Source organism: Synechococcus sp. WC101 (assembly GCF_047461555.1).
Lineage (GTDB): Bacteria > Cyanobacteriota > Cyanobacteriia > Thermostichales > Thermostichaceae > Thermostichus.
On sequence record NZ_JANSHG010000117.1, the window covers coordinates 1 to 8317 of the forward strand.

An 8317-nucleotide genomic window follows, 5' to 3' on the forward strand; every position below is an offset into this window, starting at 1 on the left:
CTTGGTTCTGGGATCCCAACAGTTACTGCAGGAGGCGCTGGAGCAGTTGATTGCGCTGCCCTTCCTCAAGGTGATGCAGGCCGATCCCGGCCAGGCGGAGTTTTGGTTTCTGCCGCTGCTGTTGCTGGGGATGGGGGTTTTTCTGGGCACCAGCAGCAGCTTGATTGCAGTGCGCAAGTCGGCGGGGCGTTGGTTTTGATCGGGGATCCCTCGCCCTGGGCCGGGCTGACGCCCTTATGAGCTGCGAGAGGTTTGCTAAGATAAAAGGCTACCTGGTAACAAGACGCCGACCATGACCTTGCGTAACCCTCACTTGGGCATCGACAACGACGAGCTGATGCGTCGGGTAGAGGCGTTAATTAACGCTTCCAAAAACCGCTATCGCATCACAGTGCAGGTGGCCAATCGGGCCAAGCGTCGCCGCTACGATGACCCCAACGATGTGGAAGAGGGCTGGATGAAGCCCATTCGCCGCGCCATCATCGAAATGTCCGATGAGCTGACCGAGCCGGAAATCATCGGCGACGAGTAGCCGCCTGGCCCCCTTGGAGCTGCGATGGCCAGCTAGGGAGGAAGTTGGTCGGCTCGCTCCTCAGAAATGGGATCGGGGTTGCTCAGCCGTGACTCCATTGGGTGCAAAAGGCGGTGGGTTTCTTCCGGGCTGAGGCCCTGGATGCGCATCTCCAGTGGGCTGCGGAACCAGAGGGCTTGTTGCGGAAACGGGATCTGGATCCCGGCTTGGTCGAAGGCATGCTTGAGGCGACGGCGGTATTCCCGCGTCACCCGCCACTGCTGCAGCGGTTGCACCTTGATCCAGATGCGCAATGTAATCCCCCGCTCCCCCAGGTCATCGACGCCGTGCATCTTGGGGGGCTCGCGGATCTTGTCCCGCCAGGCCGGCTCCCGATACATCTGTAGAGCCACCTGCTCGGTAATGCGGATGGCCTGTTCCAGGTCGTTTTCGTAGGCGATCACGATCCCCAGATCCACCCGCGACCAGCCGTTGGAGAGGTTCTCCACCACCCGAATGGCGCTGTTGGGAATGGAGCGGGCCCGCTGCGACACCGGCGGCAGGCTGCCGGGATCCCCCTGTGGCGCGGCGACCAAGAACAGCCGCCGCCCATCCAGTGTCACGGCCTCCGTTTGGATGGAAGCGGTGGGCAGGCTGAGCGCTTGCCGCAGCTCTTCCAGAGCATCCAAGCGGCTGAGCAAAGGCACGTTGGAGGCGGTGCCGTGGTTTTGAGAAGTTTCCTGCCCCCAGGCAGGCCCGATGGCCGGAGATAGGGCGAGGGACGCGCCGAAAAGGAGCGGCCACAGCAGGGATCCCATTTTCCCCGACTTATCTACCGGTCGCAGCTGGCGCAACATGAATCGTTTGCGTCCGCGGTGTGGAGTACTTGAACAACCTCACTCCAAAAAGAAAAAAGCAATGCCGAGAATGGCATAGGTGGCCAAGAGCAACAGCCCCTCCAGCCAGTTGGAGCGACCGTCGCTGCTGACGGAGTTGACCAGCAACACCGAGACGGCAATGGCCACCAGCTCCACTGTGCCGAAGTTAAAGTTCATCGGCTGGCCCAGCACGTTCCCGGCCAGCACCAACAGAGGCGCCACGAACAGGGCAATTTGCATCGTCGAGCCCAGAGATACTGAGAAGGAGAGATCCATCTTGTCTTTCATGGCCACCGTGATTGCCGTCGCATGTTCGGCCGCATTGCCGATGATCGGCAGCAAAATCACCCCCATGAACAGCGAGGTAATGTGCAAGTGCTCCAGAGTATGCTCCAGGGTGCTCACCAACAGTTCCGACTCCAGCGCCACCAACACCGTCAACCCCAAGAGGGCCAACAGCCAAAACCCCAAACCGGCCCGCTCGGGCGGGGCCGTCAACACTTGGGGAATGGATCCCTCTGCCTGCAAAACCGGATTGGGGGCGAGACGGGCAGCGGCTTCATGTTCTGCCGCCTCTGCCTCGTGAATGGTGTAAAGGTAGCTGTGGGTTTTGAGGGAAAACAGCAAGGTAAGGCCATAAACCCCGATCAGCACCAAAGCCACCGCTGTAGAGAGCTCTTGGATGGAGAGCGCGCCCAAGTTGGCGTCGGCATAGGTGACCACGCTGGGCAAGATCAGGGCCACCACCGCCAGGTTCATTACCGAGGCGTTCATACGCGCCACTTCGGGCCGAAAGCTCTGCTCGCGAAACTTAATGCCGCCCAAAAACATGGCCAGCCCGGCCACCAGCAGCAGGTTGCTGATGATCGAGCCGGTGATGGAGGCTTTCACCACCTCCACCAGTCCCGCCTGCAGCGCCACCAGGCCAATGATTAGCTCGGTGGCGTTGCCAAAGGTGGCGTTGATCAGTCCCCCGATCGTCGGCCCGGTCAAGGCAGCGATCTCCTCGGTGGCTTGACCCATAAACTTCGCCAAGGCCACCACCGCCAAGGCCGCACAAAGGAAGACCAGATTGGGATCCCAGCCCTGCAAGTGGCCTGTCCACGAGAGGGGAACCCCCAGCAGCAGCAGGAACATCAAGCCGTTCAGCGCTCTCTGCCAGCCTGCTGCAGGGCGAACTGAGGAAACCAGAGAATTTGCATCGGCCAGAGTCATAGTTCCGGGGAATAGAGGCTGATAGATAGTTTCAGAAGTGTGGCGGCGGCAGCAGCGGCCTTCCAAAACAGTCTAGCTGCTGCCAGGGAGGCTTGAGTAGGTACTGCCATTAGAGGGAGATGACTCGATGGCGCTGCAGCAGGCGGAGGAGCTCGGCTCCCAGTTGATCCACCAGGTGCTGCGGATCGCCGATTTTCAAAAAGCTGCTGCCTTCCACCTCAAAGGGAAAGGATCCCTCGATGCCGTGGCGGGGCAGTTGCACCAGCAGCAGTTGCTCGGGGCGCTTCGATTGCAGGGCATAGCCCAGCTCCAGACAGACCTGTGGGCTGGGCAGAGGCCGCCCCCGGCCATTGACCTGCACAGGGGTGACATCGGCCACCACCAGCAACGCCTGCTTGAGCTTGCGAATCAGCGCTGCGTCGATGAGGGGTGTCTCTGGGGATCCCTGCAGTTGTAGCGGAAGAACCGGCTGATGATGGCGGTTAATGGCCTCCACCACCGTCTGCAACGCCTGGTGCAGCGTGGCGCTGGAGTCGGGGTAATCTGATTGGCCACAGAAGTAGATGGCCGGCTCCGTGATGCTTAGGGCAGCCCGCTTATTGAAGTAGATCTCGCGGCTGATTAAATCGAGGTTGGAGATGCTGTAGGCGCCGCTGCCCTCGATGTAAAACTCCACCAGCTCCCCTTCCAAGTAGCGCTGCCACCAGACAGAGGCCTTCACCTGCTCCACATCGTCGAGGAAATCGGCTCGCATCGCCGTTTTCAGGAGGCCGGTACGGCTTAGGCGCAAGTCAGGGGCTCGCTGTTGCACTTGGGAGGCAGACAACACCGAATCCAAATACCAGGCTCTCAAGACAATGATCGCCATCGGATCCCTCTGCGCTTAGCCTCAAAGGTACCTGATTTTGGCCGGCTATCCAAGTCAGCCTAGGCGCAGGGCCAGATCCAGCAGCCGGTGAGCCAGGGTCGATTTGGTGGCCAACGGGAGCAGTTCCGGGTTGCCCTGCCGCGGGATCCAGTAGCCTTGGTTGTGGCTGCTGCCAAAGCCGCTCTCCGGCTGGTCGATGGGGTTGGCCACAATGGCGTCCAGCCCTTTCTGCTGCAGCTTCTCCTTGGCCGGGGGGAGAGGATCCCCGCTCTGGGCAGCAAAGCCGATAAGAAGCTGGCCGGGACGTCGGTGACGGGCTAGGGCTGCCACCAAATCGGGGAGAGGCTCCAAGGGCAGCAGCAGGGGCAGCTCGGCCTTGGCCAGCTTGCCCGCATAGGTCTGCGTGGGCCGCACATCCCCCACTGCCGCTGCCATCCAGAGCACGTCCACCTGGGGAAACTCCGCCCGCAAAACCTGCTCCAGTTGGGCTGCTGTCTCCACCGGGATGGCCCGAATGGCGAAGGGTGCTGGATCAAAGGGGATCCCCAGCGGCCCATGCACCAGCGTGACTTCGGCCCCCCGACAGGCGGCGGCCACCGCCAGCGCCACCCCCATCCGCCCACTGGCCGGGTTGCCGATAAAGCGCACCGCGTCGATGGGCTCGCGGGTACCTCCTGCCGTCACCAACACCCGCTTCCCTTGCCAGTCTTTTTGCCCCCCTGTCCAGAGCAGAGCCCGCACATACTCCTGCAGCGCCTCTGGCTCCAGCAGGCGCCCTTCCCCCACCGCATCGCAGGCCAGGCGGCCCCTGGCCGTGGGCAAGGCCCAGAAGCGGGGATCCCGTTGCAGCCGCTGCCAATTCTCGGCCACTGCTTCAGCCTTCCACATGTGGGTATTCATGGCCGGCGCCAAGGCCACCGGACAGTGGGAGGCCAAAACCACGTTGGTGAGCAAATTGTCCGCCAGCCCCTGGGCCAGCTTGCCCAAGGTGTTGGCCGAAAGCGGCGCAATCAGGAGAGCCTCGGCCCATTCCCCCAGCTCGATGTGCAGCGGCCGTCCCCGCGCAGCTTGCCAGAACTCGGCATCTGTAAAAGCCGGCTGACGGGACACAGTGGCAAACGTCAGCGGGGAGATAAACTGTTGTGCAGCTTGCGTCAAAACCACCCTCACCTCTGCCCCCTGCTGGGCCAGAGCAGACACCAAAACCGCAGTTTTGTAGGCAGCAATTCCCCCGCTCACCCCAACCAGCAGACGCCGCCCCGACCAAAAGGGATCCATATCAGCGAATACTCAAACAGCCCTGTTTCCAGTTTCCCTCCCTTTGCCAGCAACACAACAGGAATCCCTCGCCCAAAGTGCTAGGGCTCAGGCCGCCGATCCCGCCGAGAACAGCACTTGCGAGCCTAGGGCTTGCCTGGGGAGAACCCCTCTTTCGCAAGTCCGACCTCGACTCTACAGGTTCTGTCCCGCAGGGGGAATTCGCTACTGCTGTTTTGCGCACTCGCCTCTTCAGATCCCATTCCGCTTGCCGAACTTGTCTCCTCTAATAAGAAAGAGTTGAAGGCAACTTATTGCAATCGCTATTTGTTTTTGGCTACACTAACTGTTGTCCTTGAGCCATCTTGATATGACTACGACCGGTAAACCAAAACCACTCACTGGCCAAGAGCTCCTCGACAAGGTAACTTCGATGGGAAATGCGGATCGCAAGGAAAAAGCTCGCGCCTGTGGCTACGTCACCTATACCAAGAATGGTCAGGAGCGAGTGAATCTGATGCAGTTCAACAATGCCTTGCTGAAGGCAGTCGGTGTGGATCTCGATGCTAGTGATGAGAACGGTTCCCGCGGTCGGGCTCCGACTTACCGGGTTTCGGTTCACAAGAATGGCAACCTCCTCATCGGAGCTGCCTACACCAAGAAGATGGGCCTCAAGCCGGGGGATCAGTTCGAGATCAAGTTGGGCCACCACAACATCAAGCTAGAGCGCATCGACTGATTTCCTGTCGCCTGCCTTGTCGAGGTTCTCTCTGCTGATAACAGCGTTTCAGCTTGGGTAAAGCCCTCGATGGTTAGGGAAGAGCGAGATGCTTCTTTCCCTCCATCGTCACCCTGTTTTTAGGCGGACAAGGGATCCTCGTATTCGTTGAGGATCCCTATCTGTCTGTATCATCTGTATCAATAGGTATCAATTGATGGCTGAAGCGCAGAGGGCTTCGTTATTCTGACAAAAGTTAAAGTTCATGAGGGCGGCGGCAATGTACACTCCAACTGCACAGAACCTGGCCCGTCGGTGGCGACGCTGGCGAATTTGGGTGGGGCTGGTGGTATTGGCAGTGGTGTTCTGGGCCGTTCAGCCTCATCTGCAGGTTGAGTCGCAATCGAATGCGCCGCTGCAGTGGGTCTCCTCTCAGCCAGCCCCCGAGCAGCAGGATGTTTTTGTGGACGGGGTTCTACGGCTGCAATTCGATCGGCCGCTGGATCCCAATCTACAACGGCTGGCGGTTCAGTTGGAGCCGCCGGCAGCGGTCATTTTCGACGTGCAGGGAGACGAGTTGTTGCTTAAACCTCGGGATCCCTTGCGCTTTAGCACCGACTACACCCTCACGATCGCGCCGCAGGAGGGGCTGCCGCTGGAGCAGACCATCCAACTGCGCTTTCGCACCGAGCCGCAGTTTACCTACGAGCGGGACATCAAGCCGTTGCTGGAGGCCAGTTGTGTCGGCTGCCACCAGCCGGCAGGGCGACAGCGCACCCAGTTGCTGGACAGCTACGAGGCGGTTCTGGCCTACGTCAAGCCAGGGGATCCCAACAGCGAGTTGATCGATCCCCGCTGGACGCGCCGCCACGCCACCATCCTCAACGCCAACAACCCCAACCGCCCTCAGGCCCGCGGCGGATCCCCGGAGATCGCCTACCTCCAGGCCCGCGGGCTGCCCCTCTCTCGTCTGGGCTTTTGGACGCCGGAGGAGGTGGAGATCGTCCGCACTTGGATCGTCCAAGATGGGGCCCCCCGCAGCAGCGCCCGCGCTCAGGCGGGCAACTAGTCTCACCGCCATGACCGCTCCCCAACCGCTAGCCACCGTCATCCAGGGATCCCTGAGTCGGGGCTTGGAAGCTCGCCTCAACCCCGGTGTCTCGGTAGAAGACCTGCGGGTGGGCAAGTTTGTGGTGATCCAGGGGGAGCGCCACCGCTTCTTCGGCCTGCTCACCGACGTTACCTTAGCAACCAGCAACCCGCAGATCTTGGTCAATCCCCCCCGCCCGGAAGAGACCCTGCTGCAGGAGGTGCTGGCGGGTACCGGCACCTACGGGGTTATCGCCCTCACGCCCATGCTGATGCTGGTGCCGCGGCAGACGGAAGCAGAGAGGCTGTATCCCCTCATCGATCCCAAGCGGCCAGACGACTGCGGCTCAGCCCCTCCTGCTGCCGAGGCGATGGAGCTGTTGCCGGTGAAAACGGTGCCGGCCCACTTTTCCCAGGTGTACGAGGCGCGGGAGCTGGACTTTCGCACCGTCTTCGGCTGGGAAGACGACCCCACTCGGCGCAACTTCGCCATCGGCCAACCCTTGGACATGGCGGTGCCCATTTGTCTGGATCTGGATCGCTGGGTGGAGCGCAGCAACGGCATCTTCGGCAAGTCCGGTACCGGCAAATCCTTTTTGGCCCGCCTGATCCTGGCGGGCATCATCCGCAAACGGGCGGCGGTAAACCTGGTTTTTGATATGCACTCTGAGTATGGCTGGGAGGCGGCCAGCGAGGATAGGCAGGCCACCACCGTCAAGGGGCTGCGGCAGCTCTTCCCCGGCCAGGTGCAAATCTATACCTTGGATCCCGATTCCACGCGGCGGCGAGGGGTGCGGGATGCCCGCGAGCTGTTTATTGCCTACAACCAGATCGAGGTGGAGGATCTGGCGCTGTTGGCAGAGGAGCTCAACCTCTCCGAGGCCAGTCTGGAAAACGCCATTATCCTGCGCAACGAGTTTGGCCGCGACTGGATCAGCCGTCTTTTGAGCCTTTCCAACGCCGAGATTCAGGAGTTTTGCGAGCAAAAAATGGGCAACAAGGCCTCGATCCTGGCCCTGCAGCGCAAGCTCACCCGTCTCGACGACCTCAAGTACATCCGCAACAGCCTGCCCCACAACTACATCGGCGAGATCCTGGAGGCCCTCAGCCGCGGCATTCACGTGGTCATCGAGTTCGGATCCCAGTCCAACCTGCTCTCCTACATGTTGGCGGCCAACGTCATCACCCGCCGCATTCACCAGGCCTATGTGCAGCAGACGGAGCGGTACTTGCAGTCCAAAAATCCCCTCGACCGGCCCCGGCAACTGTGCATCACCATCGAGGAAGCGCACCGCTTTCTGGATCCGCGGGCGGCCAAGCAGACCATTTTCGGCACCATCGCCCGCGAGATGCGCAAGTACTTTGTGACGCTGCTGGTGGTGGATCAGCGCCCTTCCAGTCTCGACCGCGAGGTGATGTCGCAGTTGGGCACCCGCATCACGGCCCTTCTCAACGATGACCAAGATATCGAGGCTGTGTTCACGGGTGTAGCCGGCAGCCAGAACTTGAAAACGGTGCTGGCCAAGCTGGATTCCAAACAGCAGGCCCTGGTTCTCGGCCATGCCGTGCCCATGCCGGTGGTGGTGCAAACCCGCTCCTACGACCAGAGGTTCTACGCCGAGATCGCCGATCCCGATTGGTCAGAGGCCGCCGATGCGGAGGTGCTTTGGGCAGCTCAGAAGGCCAAGGAGGAACTGGGGCTGTAGGGAGGGCTGCCCCACAGCCCGGTCATCAGGCGCAGCAAAAAGCGCCGCAGCGGCGGAAAGCGTATCATCCCTATC

The 8317-nt window shown here is 61.1% G+C and carries 8 protein-coding genes and 1 pseudogene; 5 read left to right on the forward strand and 4 right to left on the reverse strand.

Annotated elements, in window-relative coordinates; genetic code table 11:
• A pseudogene (locus tag NW809_RS08900) lies at window positions 1-199 on the forward strand (ABC transporter permease); the annotation flags it as partial.
• 93 nt (window positions 200-292) lie between these two features.
• Window positions 293-532: a DNA-directed RNA polymerase subunit omega gene (locus tag NW809_RS08905; protein ID WP_011429075.1), complete on the forward strand. Its 240-nt coding sequence runs from the start codon at window positions 293-295 to the stop codon at window positions 530-532.
• A gap of 32 nt (window positions 533-564) precedes the next feature.
• Here the strand turns inward: NW809_RS08905 and NW809_RS08910 are convergent, their stop codons facing one another.
• The 4 genes from NW809_RS08910 to coaBC all read right to left on the reverse strand — a co-directional run bounded on the left by NW809_RS08910 (window position 565) and on the right by coaBC (window position 4750).
• Window positions 565-1368, reverse strand: coding sequence for a mechanosensitive ion channel family protein (locus NW809_RS08910; protein ID WP_414401963.1), 804 nt, complete (start codon window positions 1366-1368; stop codon window positions 565-567).
• A gap of 39 nt (window positions 1369-1407) precedes the next feature.
• Entirely contained in the window at window positions 1408-2526 is a 1119-nt protein-coding gene (gene cax, locus NW809_RS08915; protein ID WP_011429079.1) for a calcium/proton exchanger, read from the reverse strand.
• A 187-nt stretch (window positions 2527-2713) separates the two neighbouring features.
• Window positions 2714-3472: a hypothetical protein gene (locus NW809_RS08920; RefSeq protein WP_011429080.1), complete on the reverse strand. Its 759-nt coding sequence runs from the start codon at window positions 3470-3472 to the stop codon at window positions 2714-2716.
• A 54-nt stretch (window positions 3473-3526) separates the two neighbouring features.
• Window positions 3527-4750 (reverse strand): bifunctional phosphopantothenoylcysteine decarboxylase/phosphopantothenate--cysteine ligase CoaBC, encoded by a 1224-nt coding sequence (gene coaBC / locus NW809_RS08925; protein ID WP_414401964.1) that lies wholly within the window; start codon window positions 4748-4750, stop codon window positions 3527-3529.
• A 349-nt stretch (window positions 4751-5099) separates the two neighbouring features.
• On the opposite strand from coaBC, the gene NW809_RS08930 reads away from it, so the two are divergent.
• From NW809_RS08930 to NW809_RS08940, 3 genes are all read left to right on the forward strand, one after another.
• Complete coding sequence (locus NW809_RS08930) at window positions 5100-5468, forward strand: AbrB family transcriptional regulator (protein WP_011429082.1); 369 nt, start codon at window positions 5100-5102, stop codon at window positions 5466-5468.
• Between the two features lie 244 nt (window positions 5469-5712).
• Window positions 5713-6516: an Ig-like domain-containing protein gene (locus NW809_RS08935; protein ID WP_414401965.1), complete on the forward strand. Its 804-nt coding sequence runs from the start codon at window positions 5713-5715 to the stop codon at window positions 6514-6516.
• 10 nt (window positions 6517-6526) lie between these two features.
• Window positions 6527-8242: a helicase HerA domain-containing protein gene (locus NW809_RS08940; protein WP_041438042.1), complete on the forward strand. Its 1716-nt coding sequence runs from the start codon at window positions 6527-6529 to the stop codon at window positions 8240-8242.
• Window positions 8243-8317: the final 75 nt, after the last annotated feature.